Here is a 17,318-nt window from a genome sequence, read left to right on the forward strand (position 1 = left end):
CGGGAACCCGAGGGAACCGGTTGATTTCTCTCGCGTTGTCCGCGCATGGACAAGCCGGCCGCCAAGCGCGAACAGCACCAGCCGCCGATCGTCGGGATCAAGGGCGAGAACGGCGCCGAGATCGAACCGCCACCGCCGGAGCTGCTCGAGCCCGATCCGGAGCTTTCGCCCGAGGAGGCCGAGCAGGCCCGCAAGGATTATCTGCTGACGCGGTTCTGGATCAGCGCGCGCGGCTTCTGGGGACGCAGCGGCGACCGCCTCGCCTGGCCGTTCTCGATCGGCCTCGGCCTCTTGATCATTCTCACCGTCTGCTTCCAGTACGGCATCAATGTCTGGAACCGCGCGATCTTCGATGCGATCGAAAAGCGCGATGCGGCCAGCGTCTTCCATCTCACCGCGATGTTCATTCCGCTCGCGATCGGCAGCATCGTGCTCGGCGTGGCGCAGGTGTTCGCGCGGATGGGCATTCAGCGGCGCTGGCGGGCCTGGCTGACGGCGAGCGTGCTGACGCGGTGGCTCGCCAGCGGACGTTACTACCAGCTCAATCTCGTCGGCGGCGATCACAAAAACCCCGAATACCGGATCGCGGAGGATTTGCGCGTCGCGACCGATTCGCCGGTCGATTTCCTGGCCGGCGTCACCTCGGCGCTGCTGTCGGCGGCGACCTTCATCGTCGTGCTCTGGACCATCGGCGGCGCGCTCACCGTCACGCTCGGCGGCACGAGCATCACCATTCCGGGCTTCCTCGTGATCGCCGCGATGCTCTATGCCGCAATCGCCTCGAGCTCCATCCTGGTGATCGGCCGCAGCTTCGTGCAGGTGTCCGAGGACAAGAACCAGGCCGAAGCCGATTTCCGCTACACGCTGACGCGCGTGCGCGAGAACGGCGAGAGCATCGCGCTGCTCGGCGGCGAGGAGGAGGAGCGCGACGGCATCGACCGCAACTTCAGCAGCGTGATCCGGCAATGGGCCCGGCTCGCAGGCCAGCACATGCGCACCACGCTGGTGTCGCAGGGCTCGAGCCTCGTTGCGCCCGTGGTCCCTCTCCTGCTCTGCGCGCCGAAATTCCTCGACGGCAGCATGACGCTGGGACAGGTGATGCAGGCGGCCTCCGCCTTCACCATCGTGCAGAGCGCGTTCGGCTGGCTGGTCGACAATTATCCGCGGCTCGCCGACTGGAATGCCTGCGCGCGCCGCATCGCCTCGCTGATGATGTCGCTCGACGGCCTGGAGCGCGCCGAGCAGGGCGATGGTCTTGGCCGCATCAAGCGCGGCGAGACTCGCAACGACGCCATGCTGGAGATGAAGGATCTCTCGGTCACGCTCGATGACGGCACCGCGGTGGTCGGCGAGACCGAAGTGGTGATCGAGCCCGGCGAGCGGCTCTTGGTCGCCGGCGAATCCGGCACCGGCAAGAGCACGCTGGTGCGTGCCATCGCCGGCCTCTGGCCCTGGGGCGGCGGCAGCGTGAACTTTCACCCCGACCGGCGGCTGTTCATGCTGCCGCAGCGGCCTTACGTGCCCTCGGGGTCGCTGCGCCGCGCCGTCGCCTATCCCGGCGCCGCCGATCACTGGACCGTGGACGAGATCGGCGAAGCCCTGCACAAGGTCGGGCTCGATCATCTCAAGGAGAAGATCGAGGAGGAAGGTCCCTGGGACCAGACGCTGTCGGGCGGCGAGAAGCAGCGCCTCGCCTTCGCGCGGCTCCTGCTGCACAGCCCCGACATCATCGTGCTCGACGAGGCGACCTCGGCGCTCGACGAAAAGAGCCAGGAAACGATGATGAAGCTGGTCACCGACGAGCTGCCGAAGGCGACCATCGTCAGCGTCGCGCATCGCGCGGAGCTCGAGGCCTTCCACAGCCGCAAGATCGTGCTGGAGCGCCGCAAGGGCGGCGCCAAGCTGGTCAGCGACATCGACCTGATCCCGCGCAAGGGCAAGCGCCGGCTGCTCGGGCGATTCCTGCGGCAGCGGAAGGCGCCGAAGAAGAAGGCGGCGTAGCAGACGTTCTCTCCGTCGTCCCGGACAAGCGCAGCGAAGCGGAGCGCAGATCCGGGATCCATACCCACAGGGGCAAGTTTGACGAAGACTCGGAGTGGGCGTCTCGCGTCCCACGCCTTCCTGTGGTTATGGGTCCGCTTCGCGCCCCGGGACGACACCTGTGATGGAGCGTTGGAGTCCTCCTCAAAACCGGCTATGCATGCGCCGCCTGCAATGAGGATCTGCTGCTTGACGACTGACAATGCCCCTTCGTCCGCGCCGTTCGGCGCGTTTGCGCCGAACGCGGCGCAGGCCGCGATCATTCGCCTCGCGACGCAATCGGGGCTGAAGCGCGGCGCATTCCGCCCGTGGATGTCGCGGCTGGTGAACCTGCTGCGGAGCGGCCCCGTCGACGTGCAATATCAGGGCGCCTCGTTCCGGCTCTATCACCAGGGCAGCGCGACCGAGCGCGGCGCATTGTTCAATCCCGATTACAATCTCGACGAGCTCGACTTCCTGCGCCAGCACACCCGTCCGGGCGGCGTGTTCGTCGATGTCGGCGCCAATGTCGGCACGTTCGCGCTGGTGATGGCGCAACAGGTCGGCAGCGCCGGCAAGGTGATCGCGATCGAGCCGCATCCGCTGACGTTTGGACGGCTCTCCTTCAATCAAGCCGCGTCGAAAGCTGCGCAGGTGCGCCTGGTGCAGGCCGCGGCCGGCGACAGCGACGGCGAGCTGATGATCGAGAGCGGCGGCGGCAATCTCGGCGCCACCCACGTCGTCACCGGCACCGCCGGCACCGACGCGATCAAGGTGCCGTCGCTGCGGCTGACGCGCATCCTCGACGAGGCCGGCGTCACCCAGATCGATTCGCTCAAGATCGACGTCGAGGGTTTTGAAGATCGCGTGCTGATCGGCTTCTTCCGCGACGCGCCGCCGTCGCTGTGGCCGCGCGCGGTGGTGATCGAGCACCTGTCACAGAACGAGTGGCAGCAGGATTGTATCGCCGACATGGTCGCACGCGGCTTTACGATCGTGCGTAAGACACGAAGCAATACGTTCCTGTCACGCTGAAGACGACGAACTGGGAGAATGACGATGATTGATCACCTGGGATTCTCGGTCTCCGACTACGAGCGCGCGAAAACCTTCTACACCAAGGCGCTGGCGCCGCTCGGCTACGGCCTGATCATGGAAGTGACCGCCGAGCAGACCGGACACGCTGCGGCCGCAGGCTTCGGCGCCGACGGCAAGCCGGACTTCTGGTTCGGCGCGGAAGGCGCCATGAACAAGCCCGTGCATATCGCCATTCGTGCTGAAGACCGCGCCACGGTCGATGCCTTCTACAAGGCGGCGATCGCAGCCGGCGGACGCGACAATGGCCCGCCCGGCATCCGACCGCACTACCACCCGAACTATTATGGCGCCTTCGTGCTCGACCCTGATGGTCACAACATCGAGGCCGTCTGCCACGCGCCGGGATAAGGCAGACCCCTGCGCGATGCGATAGGGAACATCGGCGCGGCATTATCGTTGTCTTTCTCCGGACAACTATCTCGATGATGCCGATGCCGATCGAACCGCCCGAGATTCCACCGTCGACACCCGGCACGCCGACCGAGCCGCCGCCGGGAATTCCGCCCGGCAATCCGCAACCCGAAATCACGCCGCCGGTGCGCGAGCCCGGCGAATCCCCGCGGCCCGACGAATTGCCCGGCCGCATGCCCGAAGAGATTCCATCGCGCGGACCGAACGGCCCGCTCACGCCCAATCCTGCGACGGATGCAAGCTCAGCGCAGGATCGCGCGTGAGGCGAGATCGCATGCGTGGCGATTGCAAGCTGCGTCTGAATGCGCAATGAACGTCATCATAGTGAGTCGATTTCCGTGCAGAAATAAATCGGGCCGCGACCGCTTCGCCCGCCACAATCCGGCCTAACGCGTAGCCGTTCATCAACACACTTCGTCAAAGAACCTTCCGGGGAAGTTCACCACCATGACCAATCTTCGTTTCGTGCTGCTTGCCACGACGGCTCTGACCGCGATGCAATTCGCAGGCTCTGCATCGCAAGCGCAAAGTGCGCCGCCGCTCGTGGTCGCGCAGGCCCAGCCGCAAGACACGGGCCCTGACGGAAAACCGAAGCAGCCGCCGAAGGGACCGCCAGCAGCGGCGCCGCCTGCCGCGCCCGCGCGGCCCGCCGCACCGCCGCCCGCGGCCGCACCTCCGCCCGCTGCGCCGCCGCCCGCGGCCGCACCGCAGCGCCCGGCCGCGCCACCACCGCCTCCCCCGCCACCTGCGGCCCGTCCGGCCCCGCCGCCGCCACCCCCGCCGCCTGCGGCCCGTCCGGCACCGCCACCACCACCCCCGCCGCCTGCTGCCGCACCGAAGCAGCCGTCACCGCCCCCGGCCGCGGCCCCACAGCAGCGAGCCCCGACACCGCCGCCTGCGGCACGGCCGGCTCCCCCGCCGCCACCGCCGCCTGCTGCCGCACCGAAACAGCCTTCACCGCCGCCGGCTGCGGCTCCGCAGCAGCATGCGCCCACGCCGCCGCCTCCGGCACCGTCCGGCGCACGCCCCGCTCCGACTCCCCCGGCTCCGCCTCCCGCAGCAGCTCCTCAGGGCCGCCCTGCGCCGGCACCTACGGCGACACCTTCTCCCGCACCGGCGGCGCCGCCCGCACGACCGGGAGCGCCGGCGCCGACCGCCACACCCGCACCCACGACGACACCCGCACCGACTGCGACACCGGCGCCTACGACGCCTCCTGCGCCGACCGCAACGCCGGCTCCGGGCAGCACGCCAGGCGCACCGCCGGCTGGCCGCCCCGGCACCCCGCCGCCCGGTCGTCCAGGCGCGCCTCCTCCGGCAGGAGCACCGGCTCCCGGTGCCACGCCCAGTCCGACAGCGACCCCGGCTCCTGGTGCTACGCCGACGCCCCCGCCCGGACGTCCAGGTGCAGCACCAACACCTGCGCCCGGCGCGACCCCGGCCCCGACTGCGGCACCGGCCCCCGGCCAACAAGGCGCAACACCTCCTGCTGGTGCGCCGGCTGCCGGCACTCCGCCCGCAGCACCGCAGGCTGGTGCTCCGCCGCGGCCGCCGGCGCCTCCCGCCGGCGTCGCAGCGCCATCGGTCGTCCCCGGTTCGGCGGCCGCAGCGCCGCCGCCGGACAGGGCACAATACAGACCGCCGACGGTTGCACCGGCCTTCCGGGCCGCGCCAACGGTCTCAGCGCCGTTGCCGCCGGCGCCGCGTCCGCCGCAGCGTGACCTGACGCCGCTCGCGATCGGTGCAGGCGTGGTGGCCGGCGCCGTGATCGGCGCCACCATCGCCGACCTCCACAACCAGCGACGCGAGACCATCGAAGGCGGCCGCACCGTCTACACCGAGCCGGACCGCATCATCATCCGCGATCCGGGCGGGCAGGCCTATGTCCGCGGCAACGATCTCTATCGCTTCCGCTACGGCGCCCGCGACATCCGCACCGACACGGTCGGCGGCGAAACCCGCACGGTCGTGGTTCGTCCTGACGGCAGCGAGATCATCACCATCGTCGGCGCCGATGGTCGGCTGATGCGGCGCATCCGCAGGGATCCCCGCGGGCACGAGCTCATCATCATCGACAACACCTACCGCGATCCGCGGGCAGTCGGCGGGTTCTATGTCGACGTGCCGCCCCCTGTCGTGAACATCCCCTACGATCGCTACATCGTCGACGCCCAGGAGGCGTCACCGGACGTCATCTACCAGACCATGGTGGCACCGCCGGTGCAGCGGATCGATCGGCGCTATTCGCTCGACGAGATCCGCTACAGCCCGAATGTTCGCATGCAGATGCCGAGCATTGACGTCAACACGATCATCTTCGAGACGGGATCGTGGACCATCCCGCCGGACCAGGCGGCCCGGCTGCAGGTGATCGCCGACGGGCTCAACCAGGCGATCCAGCGCAATCCGCGCGAGGTCTTCCTGATCGAGGGCCACACCGACGCGGTCGGCAACGAGGTCGACAATCTGTCATTGTCGGATCGTCGTGCGCAGTCCGCGGCCGAACTGCTGACGCAGCAGTTCGGTGTGCCCGCCGAGAACTTGACGTCGCAGGGTTACGGCGAGCAGTACCTGAAGGAGCAGACACAGGGGCCGAGCGCGATCAACCGTCGCGTCACCATCCGCAACATCACGCCGCTGCTCAACGGCGGCCAGGCCTCGCTGCCGCCGCCCCCGCCCGGCACCGCGCCGCCGCGGTAACGGCAGCCACAAATGCAAAATGGCCGGGAGCGATCCCGGCCATTTCTTTCATATCACGCCGTCATCGCTTCTGAGGGCAGGCAGGCCTCGCAGACCGCGGCAACGTGCCGGTGATCAGTGCCGCAACAGCCGCCGAGAATGCGCATGCCGGGGAATGCGCGCCTGAGCGAGAGGTAGCGGCGGCCGAGATCGACGGGATCGCCGCTGTCGAGGGCCTCCGACTCGTCAAGCTCGGCATGGCTCTTGGCCGACGCATTGGCCCTGATGCCGTGGATGCGCTGGACCCACGCCTCGCCGGTCGCGAGTGCAGTCTCGAAATGGCTCGGGTGCGCGCAATTGATCAGGAAGTATTCGCAGGCACATTCGGTTGCGTCGTCGACTGCTTCGATCGCCTCGCGCAGCGACTCTCCCCTGACAAGGCGGCCATCGGTCTCGACCGTGAAGGAAATCGCGGCCGGAATGTCCTGCCTCTTGGCTGCACGCACTACGCCGATGGCTTCGTTGATGCTGTTCAGCGTGAAGGCAGTCACCATGTCGGCGCCTGCCTCGGCGAAGGCCGCGATCTGGCCCGAGTGGTAGGCTTGCGCCTCCGCCGCGTCCATGTTGCCGGCCTTGTAGCCGTCGCCTCGCGGGCCGATCGCGCCATTGATGACGCACGGCATGCCCGGTGACTCCCATGTGTCGCGCAATTCGCCGAGGAAGCGGACGGCGCGCATGTTGATTGCATCGAGACCGGCCGCATCATAGCCGAGCTTGGCACCCCAATCCGGGTTGGCGCGCCAGGTCGGAGTGTCGAGCACGAAGCCGAGCCCATGCTGCCGCGCGATGCGGAGATAAGCTTCGTAGTAGCGTTTCAAATGCGCGCGCCCAGCCGTGCTGTCGAGCAGCACGAATGCCGCGAAGTGGGGCAGCTCCAGCCCCTCATGGAAGATCAGGGTGGTTTCCATGCCGCCGTCGGTCAGGAAAATGCCGCCGCGGTGCTGCGGCAGATCATGTCTGTATCTGGCCATTGATCGCTCCATCATTTGGACGGGCCCGCTCTGTTCATTCGGTCGCGCGATGCCCGTGTTCGGTCTGGGCATTTGGTGCCGCATAATGTCGCGCCGCTCTAGAAGCCCCGTGGTGCGGCTGAACTTCCACCCGCAAGCAGAGACAAATCAAAGGCTTGCATGATCCATTCGGAGTGGTCGTCGGCCGTAGGCGGTAAATTCCGCACTGCCGGTACGGTTTTGGAGAGATCGATGGGAAAGGGCGAAGCGACGCGCGAGCGCATTCTCGAGATCGCGGAAGCGGCGGTGCTCGCAAAGGGCTTCGGCGCGACCTCGATCGAGGAGGTCATTGCCGAGGCCGGCCTGACCAAGAGCGGTTTCTTCTATCACTTCAGGGACAAGAACGCCCTCGCACGGGAGATGCTGCGCCGCTACGTGGAGACCAACGACCGCCTGTTCGACGAGATCTTCAGGCGGGGGCGTGAGCTCTCGGACGACCCGCTGCAGGCGTTCCTGATCTCGCTGAAACTGCTCGCCGAAGTCATGGCCGACCTGCCGAACGGCCATCCCGGCTGCCTGATCGCCAGCATCTGCTATCAGGAGCGCTTGTTCGACCGCGAGGTCCGCGACCTGACCGCGCAATCGGTCCGGGCCTGGAATGCGCACTTCCGCGAGATTCTCGACGGCATCGCCGCGGTCTATCCGCCCCGCGAGCCGATCGATCTCGACGATCTCGCCGAGATGATCTCGTGCGTGGTCGACGGTGCGATCATCATGTCGAAGACGCTCAACGACCCCAAGCGGCTGGAGCGGCAAATCCTGCTGTTCCGCAGCTGTGTGAAGCTGGTCTTCACGCCGCCTCCCTCCTCGTGAACCGAAGCATCATTGCCCCGCAGCCAATCCCAACGCGTCGGCCATGACGCGGAACACGTCGGTATTGTCCATCGAGCCATGCACGCGCTCGCTGCCCGGTCCGGTCGCGGTCAGGATGACGTCCTCGCCCGAATGCACGCTGGCGCCGATCATCGCCGAGAGATTGCCGGGACGCAGGACCGCGCCCGGGACGTCCTTGTATTTGTCGTTGGCCTTGAAGGTCCCGTCGGCGCCGGCCTTGACGGTCGGCTCGTTGGGATTGTCTAGCTTCGGACGGAACGTCTCGTAGTGATCCGGCAGACTGGCGGAGAAAATGGCAAGCCGCCGGCTCACGTCGATGCGCGCAGGATAACCTTCCGCATCCGGCGCCGGATAGTTGGGAAATCCGGCCTGCTCATAGACGCCGACGCGCTCGCGCAAGGGCACGTTGGGCGTTGTGCCCATGTCGTCATTCACCGTGCCGACGAGGCTGTTGGGATGATTATGATCGGCCAACACCAGGATGAGGGTGTCGTCGCCACGTGCGCGCGCCCATTCGCGCGTCTGACGCACCGCGTTGTCGAGCATGATCGTGTCGTAGACGGCGCGTTCCATGTCGAGCAAATGCGCGTATTTGTCGATCATTCCGGATTCGACCATCAGGAAGAAGCCGGCTTCGTTCTTCGAGAGGATTTTCAACGCCGCCTGCACCTGCTCGGTCAGATCAGGCTGCTCAGGGAATTTCTTGACGCCGCCACCCTTCAGGAATTTGCGGTCGAGCACACCGTCCATGTTACCGGTGGCGAACAGGCCGAGCAGCTTGCTGGTCTCCTGTCTTGCTGCAGACGCGCTGAGCTCGCCCGCGGTGGTCGCCACCTGATAGCCGGCATCGCGAAACTTCGCGATATAGTCGGTTTCGTCCTTGCGCTTGGAGCCGGCAGCCGACTTCGGCAGGAAATTCGCGCTGCCGCCACCCATCATCACATCCGGCTTTGCCGCGAAGAACTGCTCGACGATGTCGTCATAGGCGGCGCGCCGGCGGGTGTGCGCGACCATCGCCGCCGGCGTCGCGTCTTCGATCTCGGTATTGGTGACGATACCGATCGCCATGCCGAGCCGCCTTTTGGCGAGGCTGGTGATGGTTTCGACCTTGGGATCGTCGAGCGGGCTTGCGCTGCGGTCGGCATAGACGCCGAGGGCATTGACGGCGCTCTTATGCCCGGTCGCATAGGCGCTGGCCGAGTTCGCGGAATCCGTGATGATCGAGTCCGAGCCGGCGGTTGCCACCAGCGCCATGTGAGGCATGTCGTCGATGGCGAGCTTGCCGCGGCTCTTGCCTTCCGAAATACCCTTGGACAGGATCCGCGCGGCGACCCGGTGCGCCGGCGACATGCCGTCGCCGATGAACAGGATGACGTTCTTCGCCTTGCGCGGACCCGTGTCGTAGACCGTCCATGTGACGCTGCGCTGGCCCATGCCGTCGCTCACGTCGACGACGACATTGCCCGGCCTGGCCAGCGTGACGTCGCGCAGGATCAGGGCCGACTGATCCTTGCCGTCCTCGCGGTCGATGAAGGTTCCGGCACGGCCGAACGCGGTCACGTAGTCCGCGCCGTTCACCGTCACCTTCAATTTGGCGGGATCGACCGGCCCGGGGAGCTCGACCTTGAAGTCGAATTTGGCTCCGGCCAGGATCTCGGCACGATCGATCGGATAGATCGTCTGCGCAGACAATGACGATGCCCAACAGAGGACGATGAGAGAGGCGAGTGCCGATCCCCTGACCATGCTCGATGCTCCGTAATCTGGTTTCCCACAGGAACGGGAAGCGTAGCGATCGAGAATGACACCCTCATTAAGCTCGTCGCCGTTGGCTCCATTCGGGCTAGTGGGCAAAGCGGAGCGTGCCCACGATCTTTCCCCGTCACGGAGGAATGGTGGGCACGGCGCTAACGCGCCTTTGCCCACCCTGCGACTTTGCCTACCCTACGACAGTGAGAGCCTCAACCCTTGTCGCTCTCCAGCCGGAAGATCTGCGAGCCTTCGCTGCCCGAAAGCAGGCCGGTCTTCGAATAGAGGCCGAGCTTGGTGCGGGTGTCGGCGATGTCGAGGTTGCGCATGGTGAGCTGGCCGATGCGGTCGGCCGGGGTGAACGCGGCGTCCTCGACCTTCTCCATGCTCAGCCTTTCGGGCGCATAGGTGAGGTTCGGGCTTTCGGTGTTGAGGATCGAATAATCGTTGCCGCGGCGCAGCTCCAGCGTCACCTCGCCGGTGACGGCGCGCGCGACCCAGCGTTGCGCGGTCTCGCGCAGCATCAGAGCCTGCGAGTCGAACCAGCGGCCCTGATAGAGCAGGCGTCCCAGGCGCATGCCGCTGATGCGGTATTGCTCGATGGTGTCCTCGTTGTGGATGCCGGTGACGAGACGCTCATAGGCGATGTGCAGCAGCGCCATGCCCGGCGCCTCGTAGATGCCGCGGCTCTTGGCCTCGATGATACGGTTCTCGATCTGGTCGCTCATACCGAGGCCGTGCCGGCCACCGATGGCGTTGGCTTCGAGGAACAGCGCGACGGGATCGGAGAAGGTCTGGCCGTTCAGCGCCGTGGGCTGGCCTTCCTCGAAACGCACCACGACCGTCTCGGCCTTCACCGCGCAATCGTCGCGCCAGAACGGCACGCCCATGATCGGGTTGACGATCTTGATGCCGCTGTCGAGGCTTTCCAGATCCTTGGCCTCGTGCGTGGCGCCGAGCAGATTGCTGTCGGTCGAATAGGCCTTCTCGGCGCTCATCTTGTAGGCAAAGCCCTGGGCGGTCATGAACGCCGACATCTCGGCGCGGCCGCCGAGCTCGTCGATGAACTGCTGGTCGAGCCAGGGCTTGTAGATCTTCAGGCCGGGATTGGTGAGCAGGCCGTAGCGGTAGAATCGCTCGATGTCGTTGCCCTTGAAGGTCGAGCCGTCGCCCCAGATGTTGACGCCGTCTTCCTTCATCGCCGCGACCAGCATCGTGCCGGTGACGGCGCGCCCCAGAGGCGTGGTGTTGAAATAGGTGATGCCGCCGGTCGAGATATGGAAGGCGCCGGACTGGATCGCGGCGATGCCCTCGTGGACGAGCTGCGTGCGGCAATCGACCAGGCGCGCCTTCTCGGCGCCGAACTCCATCGCCTTGCGCGGGATCTCGTTGTAATCGGCCTCGTCGGGCTGCCCGAGATTGGCGGTGTAGGCGTAGCAGCGCGCGCCCTTCTGCTTCATCCAGAGCAGCGCCGCAGAGGTGTCGAGGCCGCCCGAAAAAGCGATGCCGACTTTCTCACCCTTGGGCAGGCTTTTCAGGATCGTGGTCATGGGGCTTCCAATCGGGTCTCAAGGGGCTGATGGAGGGTTTGAACTTGACCGCGCGAATAACAAATTTCGCAGGGATCGGCACGCATTTAATGGCTCAAACCGACGGCTCGGGACCGGTCTTGCGGCCGAACAGGCGCTGGCGGAGCCGGTAGGCCGGCATGTTCAACCGGGTCAGGGCGGCATCGACCGCTTCGTCGGAAAACCGCGTCCGCGGCCAGCGGTAAATCAACGCGTAGGCGAACCAGATCACGACGAAGGTCACGAGGCCGGCGATCGAGACGTCGGTGAAGAAGTGGCCGCCGAAGGCCATGCGCAGGGCGCTGGTCAAGGCGCCGAACACCACGGCGGCGGCATAGGCGAGCGGCCGCCACGGCGGCGGCGCCAGCGCGGCCGGCGCCAGCGTCCAGAACGCGGTCGCGCCTTCGCCCGAGAAGAACGAGCAGTTGCGGGCGCAGCCGCCGCGCGGATCCCACCACGGCACGAATTGCTGGTCGCCGGCGAACTCGGTCACCACCACCGGGCGCGGCCGGCCCCAATAGGTCTTGAAGGTGAGGTTGGTGAGAATGCCGGCCGACAGGATGATGGTGGCCAGCAGGAACACGATCGCGCGCCCCGACACCATCAGCGGCCGGTCCGGCCTGATCATCTTGACCACGAGCGCTACCAGCGACGGCAGCACGAAGGCCCAGGCAACCCACATCGCAGCGTCACGCGCGAAGCTGGCCCAGCCGTTCAGCTTGAGCGGAAAGGTTTTCGTCTGGGGATCGAAGAACAGCGACGCAAGCTTGAGATCGAGCTCTGGATAGAGACCGAAAACGACGCCGATCACGAGCCACAGCGCCAGGGCGATGAAGAGTCCGGTCCGGTTCATGGCGCGCGGTTTAGCGGAGTGGGACGGCGATGAAAACCCTTGCCGTGGTCATTCCGGGGCGGTGCGCAGCACCGAACCCGGAATCTCGAGATTCCGGGTCTGGTCCTCAGGGTCTCTTCGCGATCCCTTCGGACCATCCCGGAATGACGAAGCAACCTACCGCGCATCCGGCCTTGAATGCGACGGCAACGGCGGTGGCGGTTCGCGCGGAGGCGGCGGGATGCGCCAGGCGCCCGCATTGCGACCGGCGATCAGCCAGTACACGATTCCGGCGACGATGCCCGCCCCGGTCATGATCTCCAGGTGACGCCGCACGATGCCCTCGAACTGAAACGTGTCGGAGTGGAACGGGACGAGACCGAGATAGCAGGCGAGCCCGACGAGGCCGCCGCCGACGGCGTAGGCCAGCGCGCTGCGAATGTAGAGCGCCTCGGTAATCGCGACGATCACCGCCGCCGGCACCAGCGCAAAGCCGGAGACGAAGATGAAGCCGAAGCCAAGCAGGATGTCGATCGTGCCCTGATCGACGGGTCCGGCGCCGAGATCGGCGAATTCCGGAAACAATAGCGCGACGACGACGATCATGCCGCCGACGAAGCAGGCGGCGAGAAAGCCGATGAAGATGACGACGAGGCGGCCGATCAGGGACATGGGGAGAAAGCCATCGTTGCCGTCATTGCGAGCGAAGCGAAGCAATCAGAGATACGTCCGCGGAGACAGTCTGGATTGCTTCGTCGCTACGCTCCCCGCAATGACGAGGATGCGAGAGCGTCGGCATGAACAACCTAATCCGTCATCGCCATGGCGCGCAGCGCCTGGCGCTCGCGGGCGCTGAGCTTCTCGGTCTCCGACTTGAGCTGGCCGCAGGCGGCAAGGATGTCGCGGCCGCGCGGGGTGCGCACCGGCGAGGAATAGCCGGCGTTGAAGATGTATTCGGAGAATTTTTCGATCTGGTCCCAGTCCGAACATTCATAGGCGGTGCCGGGCCAGGGATTGAACGGAATCAGATTGATCTTGGCGTGAATGCCCTTGAGCATCTTCACCAGCAGCTTCGCATCATCCAGCGAATCGTTGACTCCCTTGAGCATCACATATTCGAAGGTGATGCGGCGCGCGTTGGAGGCGCCGGGATAGTCGCGGCAGGCCTGCAGCAGCTCCTTGATCGGATATTTGCGGTTGAGCGGCACCAGCTCGTTGCGCAGCTCGTCGCGTACCGCATGCAGCGAGATCGCGAGCATGACGCCGATCTCCTCGCCGGCGCGCACGATGTTCGGCACAACGCCAGAGGTCGACAGCGTGATGCGGCGGCGGGATATGCCGATGCCTTCGTTGTCGCCGACGATGAGAAGCGCGTCGCGTACCGCGTCGAAATTGTAGAGCGGCTCGCCCATGCCCATCATCACGATGTTGGTGACGCGGCGCGTGCCGTCCTCGCGATCAGCCCAGTCGTTCAGGCGGTCGCGCGCGACCATCACCTGCCCGACGATCTCGCCGGCGGTGAGATTGCGCACCAGGCGCTGCGTGCCGGTGTGGCAGAACGAGCAATTCAAGGTGCAGCCGACCTGCGAGGAGACGCACAGCGTGCCGCGATCGGTCTCGGGGATGTAGACGCACTCGACTTCATGCGCCTTCTGGACATTGTCGCCGCTCGGCAGACGGAGCAGCCATTTGCGGGTGCCGTCGTTGGAGATCTGCTCGGCCACGACCTCGGGCCGGTCGACCGTGAAATGCTGCGCGAGCTCGGCACGGATGCCCTTCGAGATCGAGGTCATGTCATCGAAGCTTTGGGCGCCGCGAAAATAGAGCCAGTGCCACAGCTGCTGCACCCGCATCTTGCGCTGCGCCGGCGCGACGCCGATCTCGCCGAGGCGATCGGCAAGCTCGGTGCGCGACAGGCCGATCAGCGACGGCTTTGCCGGCGGCACATAGGTTTCGAGTGGCGTCTTCTCCACCAGGATTGCGTTGTGCGGCTCGGTCGTCGGTTGCATTGATGGACCTGGGATTACTGCTGTTTGAGTTCGTCATGCCCGGGCTTGACCCGGGCATCCACGTCTTTCGTCAATCGCGGTTGCGCGTGGATGGCCGGGTCATGCCATGACGACCGAAAATCTGGAACCGTCCCTATATAGCAACCGGACCGGCCGATTGCGACCTCATCGCCGGCAGCCTTAACGCCTGCGCCCTTACCGCTTGCAATCCTGCGCGATCTTATCGAGTGCCTGGGCGAGGCCCTTCAGCGAGAACGTGTCGGTCGTCTCGGTGCCCTTGGCCGAGACACCCTTGACCACGAGCTCGGCGGATTTGCGCATGGCCTCGACCATCCGCTCCTCCTCGGCCGCGTTCTTGATCCAGAGGCCGTCGCCCTGCGTGTACATCGCGTAAGCAGCGCCGCCAACCTCCGCCGTCGATTCCGAGCCCGGCTTCAGTGCATAGCCGATCATCACCGAGACCTCGTTGTTCACTTTCTCGGCCGGCCGGGTCGAGACGAAGGCATAGGCGGGATCGCGCGGCCGATTCGGCGGATTGGTCCTCGACGACGACGGCTTGGCCAGCGCGAAGCAGACCTTCTTGCCGTTGGGCGTCGCCGAATAGGCTCCCCAGGTGCCGAACTGACCGATCAGGGTCGGCTCCGCGCCACCTGCAACTGCAGCGGTCGGGGCCGCCGGTTTGCTCTCGGGCTTTGCAGCCGACTTCCCATTCGTAGGGGCCGTTGGCGCCGCCGATTTCGGTGCCTCTTTTGGATTTGGCGCAGACTTGGGCGCCGGTTGCGCCGTCTGCGCCCGCGCAGAAACAGCGATTCCCCCGGCCGCCACGCCAGTCATCAAAGCTAAAATCAGCACCCGCCACATGCTGGAGTGGTTCCCTCAATATTGTGACTGGAAGATGGCCCGGCCGCGCTTTGTCCCCGGGGCAGGGATAGCCGGGAAAGTCCAATTTGGGAAGGCAGTTAGCGGTATCAGCCTTTGGATCGCGCGGCGCGCTGGGCGGCCCATTGCGCCTCGGTCCAGCCGAGCAAATCCTCGGCGCCGGAACTGCGCAAATGCGCGCCACCGTCGATGACGACCATCTCGCCGTTGATGTAGGCAGCACGGTCCGAGACCAGGAAGCTGGCGAGATCGGCAAGCTCGCCGTGCTCTCCGGTGCGGCCCAGCGGATTGCGTGCAGTCCAGCCCTCGTCTCGGCCTTCGGGGCGGAGCTGCCCCGACGCGCCCGCGGTCGGGAACGGACCCGGCGCGATGGCGACGGTGCGGATGCCTTTCGGCCCCCATTCCACGGCAAGACTTTTGGTCATCGCCAGCAGCGCCGACTTCGCCATCGCCGACGGCACGGTGAAGGCCCGGCCGGTGATGGTCGAGGTCGAGAGAATCGAGAGCACGACCCCGCGATGCCTGGCCTCGATCCAGCGCCTGCCGGCCGCGAGCGTGCAATACATCGCGCCATGCAGCGTCGGCGCCAGGATCGCATCGGCCGCGCGGAACGACAGATGCTCGCTCTGCGCGATGAACGTCGCGGCAGCGTTGTTGACGAGGATATCGAGCGGCGCCTCGCGCCAGATCCGATCCATCATGTCATCGACCGCGCCACCGTCGCGGATGTCGCAGGCGATCGTCGTGACCGTGCCGCCAATGTCTTCCCGCATCCGGTGCGCTGTTGCGTCCAGCCGGTCGAGCTTGCGGCCGCAAATGACGAGCTCGGCGCCAAGCGTGAGGAAACGTCGTCCCATCGCGGCGCCAAGGCCCGAGCCGCCGCCGGTGACGAGGACGCGCTTGTCCCTGAGCAGGCCTGTTTCAAACATCGTTTGAATCCTCGCTGTTTTCACGCAGTCCTGCGAGGATAGGACTTCGAGCTGTCTGAGACAAAGAATCCGGATTGTCCGGCCGCGCTAAATCCGGCAGAAACGTGCCAACTATAATTCCACTCGAAACGCCCTCAGGTGCCGCCATGAAAGCCATCCTCTGCTCGCAATATTGTCAGCCCGACGATCTCGTGCTCGCTGAGGTGCCGGATCCGGTGGCGGGCCCCGGCGAAGCGGTGATCGCGATCAAGGCCGCGGCGCTGAACTTCTTCGACATCCTGATGATTCAGGGCAAATACCAGATCAAGCCGCCGTTCCCGTTCTCGCCGGCCGCGGAAGTCGCGGGCGTGATCGAGAGCGTCGGCGCTGGCGTCACCGATCTGAAAGTCGGCGATCGCGTCGTCGCCTCCTGCGGCCACAACGGCGCACGCGAGAAGATCGCGCTGCCGGCGGCATCCATCGTGAAGATTCCCGACAATCTCGATTACGACCGCGCGGCCGGCATCATCATCATCTACGGCACCGCGCTGCATGCGCTGGAGGATCGCGCCAGCCCGAAGCCGGGCGAGACGCTCGCGGTGCTGGGTGCGGCCGGCGGCACCGGCCTTGCCGCCTGCGAGCTCGGCAAGCTGATGGGATTGAAGGTGATCGCCTGCGCCTCGTCGGACGAGAAGCTCGAATTCGCCAAGGCGCATGGCGCCGAGCTGACGCTGAATTACGCCAAGGAAGATCTGAAGGAAGGCCTGCGCAAGCTCACGGGCGGCAAGGGCGTCGACATCATCTTCGATCCGGTCGGCGGTGCTTACGCCGAGCAGGCGCTGCGCTCGATCGCGTGGGAAGGCCGCTTCCTCGTCATCGGCTTTGCCGCCGGCGACATTCCGAAGATGCCGCTGAATCTCGCGCTGCTGAAGGGCTGCGACATCCGCGGCGTGTTCTGGGGCGCCTGGACCCGGCTCAACCCGGCCAAGAACCGCGCCAACCTCGAGAAGCTCGTGAAGTGGACGGCGGAAGGAAAGATTTCATCGCATGTCGATCGCACCTTCCCGCTGGCACAGACCGCGGACGCGTTGAAAGTGCTGGCGGGACGCCAGGCCATGGGCAAGGTGATCCTGCATCCGTGAGGATGTCGTGGCGAATGGTGTCGCGACGCCATCGCCACAAACCCAACTGTCATCGCCCGCGAAGTGTTTAGCCCGGACAGATCACTGACGGGTGTTCGGAGACATAGCTGACACATCAAA

The 17,318-nt window shown here is 66.0% G+C and carries 15 protein-coding genes; 7 read left to right on the plus strand and 8 right to left on the minus strand.

The annotated features are described in order from the left end of the window. The first annotated feature begins 45 nt into the window (after nt 1-45). The 5 genes from D6B98_RS33850 (at nt 46) to D6B98_RS33870 (ending at nt 6,228) form a co-directional block, all read left to right on the plus strand. A complete protein-coding gene (locus D6B98_RS33850) occupies nt 46-2,001 on the plus strand; it encodes an ABC transporter ATP-binding protein/permease (RefSeq protein ID WP_126261348.1) in 1,956 nt (651 codons plus the stop codon). Nucleotides 2,002-2,229: 228 nt separating this feature from the next. After that, nucleotides 2,230-3,054: an FkbM family methyltransferase gene (locus D6B98_RS33855; RefSeq protein WP_164719048.1), complete on the plus strand. Its 825-nt coding sequence runs from the start codon at nt 2,230-2,232 to the stop codon at nt 3,052-3,054. Nucleotides 3,055-3,078: 24 nt separating this feature from the next. Next, entirely contained in the window at nt 3,079-3,465 is a 387-nt protein-coding gene (locus D6B98_RS33860) for a VOC family protein (RefSeq protein WP_126261350.1), read from the plus strand. 83 nt (nt 3,466-3,548) lie between these two features. Then, the gene (locus tag D6B98_RS33865; RefSeq protein ID WP_164719049.1) at nt 3,549-3,791 is read left to right on the plus strand and encodes a hypothetical protein; all 243 of its coding nucleotides are present in this window, start codon (nt 3,549-3,551) and stop codon (nt 3,789-3,791) included. A gap of 184 nt (nt 3,792-3,975) precedes the next feature. Further along, nucleotides 3,976-6,228, plus strand: a complete 2,253-nt coding sequence (locus tag D6B98_RS33870) for an OmpA family protein (RefSeq protein ID WP_126261352.1) — start codon at nt 3,976-3,978, stop codon at nt 6,226-6,228. A 53-nt stretch (nt 6,229-6,281) separates the two neighbouring features. On the opposite strand, the gene D6B98_RS33875 is transcribed toward D6B98_RS33870, so the two are convergent. Further along, the gene (locus tag D6B98_RS33875) at nt 6,282-7,238 is read right to left on the minus strand and encodes a homocysteine S-methyltransferase family protein (RefSeq protein WP_126261353.1); all 957 of its coding nucleotides are present in this window, start codon (nt 7,236-7,238) and stop codon (nt 6,282-6,284) included. A 231-nt stretch (nt 7,239-7,469) separates the two neighbouring features. Here D6B98_RS33875 and D6B98_RS33880 point away from each other — a divergent pair, with 231 nt between their 5' ends. Then, a complete protein-coding gene (locus D6B98_RS33880; protein WP_126261354.1) occupies nt 7,470-8,090 on the plus strand; it encodes a TetR/AcrR family transcriptional regulator in 621 nt (206 codons plus the stop codon). Nucleotides 8,091-8,099: 9 nt separating this feature from the next. Here D6B98_RS33880 and D6B98_RS33885 read toward each other — a convergent pair whose 3' ends face one another. The 7 genes from D6B98_RS33885 to D6B98_RS33915 form a co-directional block, all read right to left on the minus strand. Beyond that, nucleotides 8,100-9,857, minus strand: coding sequence for an alkaline phosphatase (locus D6B98_RS33885; protein WP_126261355.1), 1,758 nt, complete (start codon nt 9,855-9,857; stop codon nt 8,100-8,102). A 215-nt stretch (nt 9,858-10,072) separates the two neighbouring features. Further along, nucleotides 10,073-11,410 carry an argininosuccinate synthase gene (gene argG, locus D6B98_RS33890; protein ID WP_126261356.1) on the minus strand — a complete coding sequence of 446 codons (1,338 nt, stop codon included), beginning with the start codon at nt 11,408-11,410 and terminating at the stop codon, nt 10,073-10,075. Between the two features lie 94 nt (nt 11,411-11,504). Beyond that, on the minus strand, nt 11,505-12,281 hold the full coding sequence (locus D6B98_RS33895) for a phosphatase PAP2 family protein (RefSeq protein WP_126261357.1): 777 nt from the start codon (nt 12,279-12,281) through the stop codon (nt 11,505-11,507). 156 nt (nt 12,282-12,437) lie between these two features. Continuing rightward, a complete protein-coding gene (locus D6B98_RS33900; protein WP_126261358.1) occupies nt 12,438-12,932 on the minus strand; it encodes a hypothetical protein in 495 nt (164 codons plus the stop codon). 134 nt (nt 12,933-13,066) lie between these two features. Continuing rightward, the gene (gene rlmN / locus D6B98_RS33905; RefSeq protein ID WP_126261359.1) at nt 13,067-14,269 is read right to left on the minus strand and encodes a dual-specificity RNA methyltransferase RlmN; all 1,203 of its coding nucleotides are present in this window, start codon (nt 14,267-14,269) and stop codon (nt 13,067-13,069) included. A gap of 195 nt (nt 14,270-14,464) precedes the next feature. Continuing rightward, nucleotides 14,465-15,130, minus strand: a complete 666-nt coding sequence (locus D6B98_RS33910) for an invasion associated locus B family protein (protein ID WP_126261360.1) — start codon at nt 15,128-15,130, stop codon at nt 14,465-14,467. A gap of 107 nt (nt 15,131-15,237) precedes the next feature. Continuing rightward, nucleotides 15,238-16,077 (minus strand): SDR family oxidoreductase, encoded by an 840-nt coding sequence (locus D6B98_RS33915; protein WP_126261361.1) that lies wholly within the window; start codon nt 16,075-16,077, stop codon nt 15,238-15,240. A 146-nt stretch (nt 16,078-16,223) separates the two neighbouring features. Here D6B98_RS33915 and D6B98_RS33920 point away from each other — a divergent pair, with 146 nt between their 5' ends. Beyond that, nucleotides 16,224-17,198 (plus strand): NADPH:quinone oxidoreductase family protein, encoded by a 975-nt coding sequence (locus D6B98_RS33920; protein WP_126261362.1) that lies wholly within the window; start codon nt 16,224-16,226, stop codon nt 17,196-17,198. The last annotated feature ends 120 nt before the right edge of the window (nt 17,199-17,318 follow it).

Origin of the sequence: Bradyrhizobium sp. LVM 105, from assembly GCF_003957705.1 — a bacterium.
GTDB classification, from domain to species: domain Bacteria; phylum Pseudomonadota; class Alphaproteobacteria; order Rhizobiales; family Xanthobacteraceae; genus Bradyrhizobium; species Bradyrhizobium frederickii.

Excerpts from the sequence above, each read along its gene's own strand:
- D6B98_RS33880 (WP_126261354.1), top strand. The coding sequence starts at position 7,470 with ATGGGAAAGGGCGAAGCGACGCGCGAGCGCATTCTCGAGATCGCGGAA.
- D6B98_RS33850 (WP_126261348.1), top strand. The coding sequence starts at position 46 with ATGGACAAGCCGGCCGCCAAGCGCGAACAGCACCAGCCGCCGATCGTC.
- D6B98_RS33910 (WP_126261360.1), bottom strand. The coding sequence starts at position 15,130 with ATGTGGCGGGTGCTGATTTTAGCTTTGATGACTGGCGTGGCGGCCGGG.
- D6B98_RS33860 (WP_126261350.1), top strand. The coding sequence starts at position 3,079 with ATGATTGATCACCTGGGATTCTCGGTCTCCGACTACGAGCGCGCGAAA.
- D6B98_RS33895 (WP_126261357.1), bottom strand. The coding sequence starts at position 12,281 with ATGAACCGGACCGGACTCTTCATCGCCCTGGCGCTGTGGCTCGTGATC.
- D6B98_RS33900 (WP_126261358.1), bottom strand. The coding sequence starts at position 12,932 with ATGTCCCTGATCGGCCGCCTCGTCGTCATCTTCATCGGCTTTCTCGCC.
- D6B98_RS33870 (WP_126261352.1), top strand. The coding sequence starts at position 3,976 with ATGACCAATCTTCGTTTCGTGCTGCTTGCCACGACGGCTCTGACCGCG.
- argG (WP_126261356.1), bottom strand. The coding sequence starts at position 11,410 with ATGACCACGATCCTGAAAAGCCTGCCCAAGGGTGAGAAAGTCGGCATC.
- rlmN (WP_126261359.1), bottom strand. The coding sequence starts at position 14,269 with ATGCAACCGACGACCGAGCCGCACAACGCAATCCTGGTGGAGAAGACG.
- D6B98_RS33885 (WP_126261355.1), bottom strand. The coding sequence starts at position 9,857 with ATGGTCAGGGGATCGGCACTCGCCTCTCTCATCGTCCTCTGTTGGGCA.
- D6B98_RS33875 (WP_126261353.1), bottom strand. The coding sequence starts at position 7,238 with ATGGCCAGATACAGACATGATCTGCCGCAGCACCGCGGCGGCATTTTC.
- D6B98_RS33915 (WP_126261361.1), bottom strand. The coding sequence starts at position 16,077 with ATGTTTGAAACAGGCCTGCTCAGGGACAAGCGCGTCCTCGTCACCGGC.
- D6B98_RS33920 (WP_126261362.1), top strand. The coding sequence starts at position 16,224 with ATGAAAGCCATCCTCTGCTCGCAATATTGTCAGCCCGACGATCTCGTG.
- D6B98_RS33865 (WP_164719049.1), top strand. The coding sequence starts at position 3,549 with ATGCCGATCGAACCGCCCGAGATTCCACCGTCGACACCCGGCACGCCG.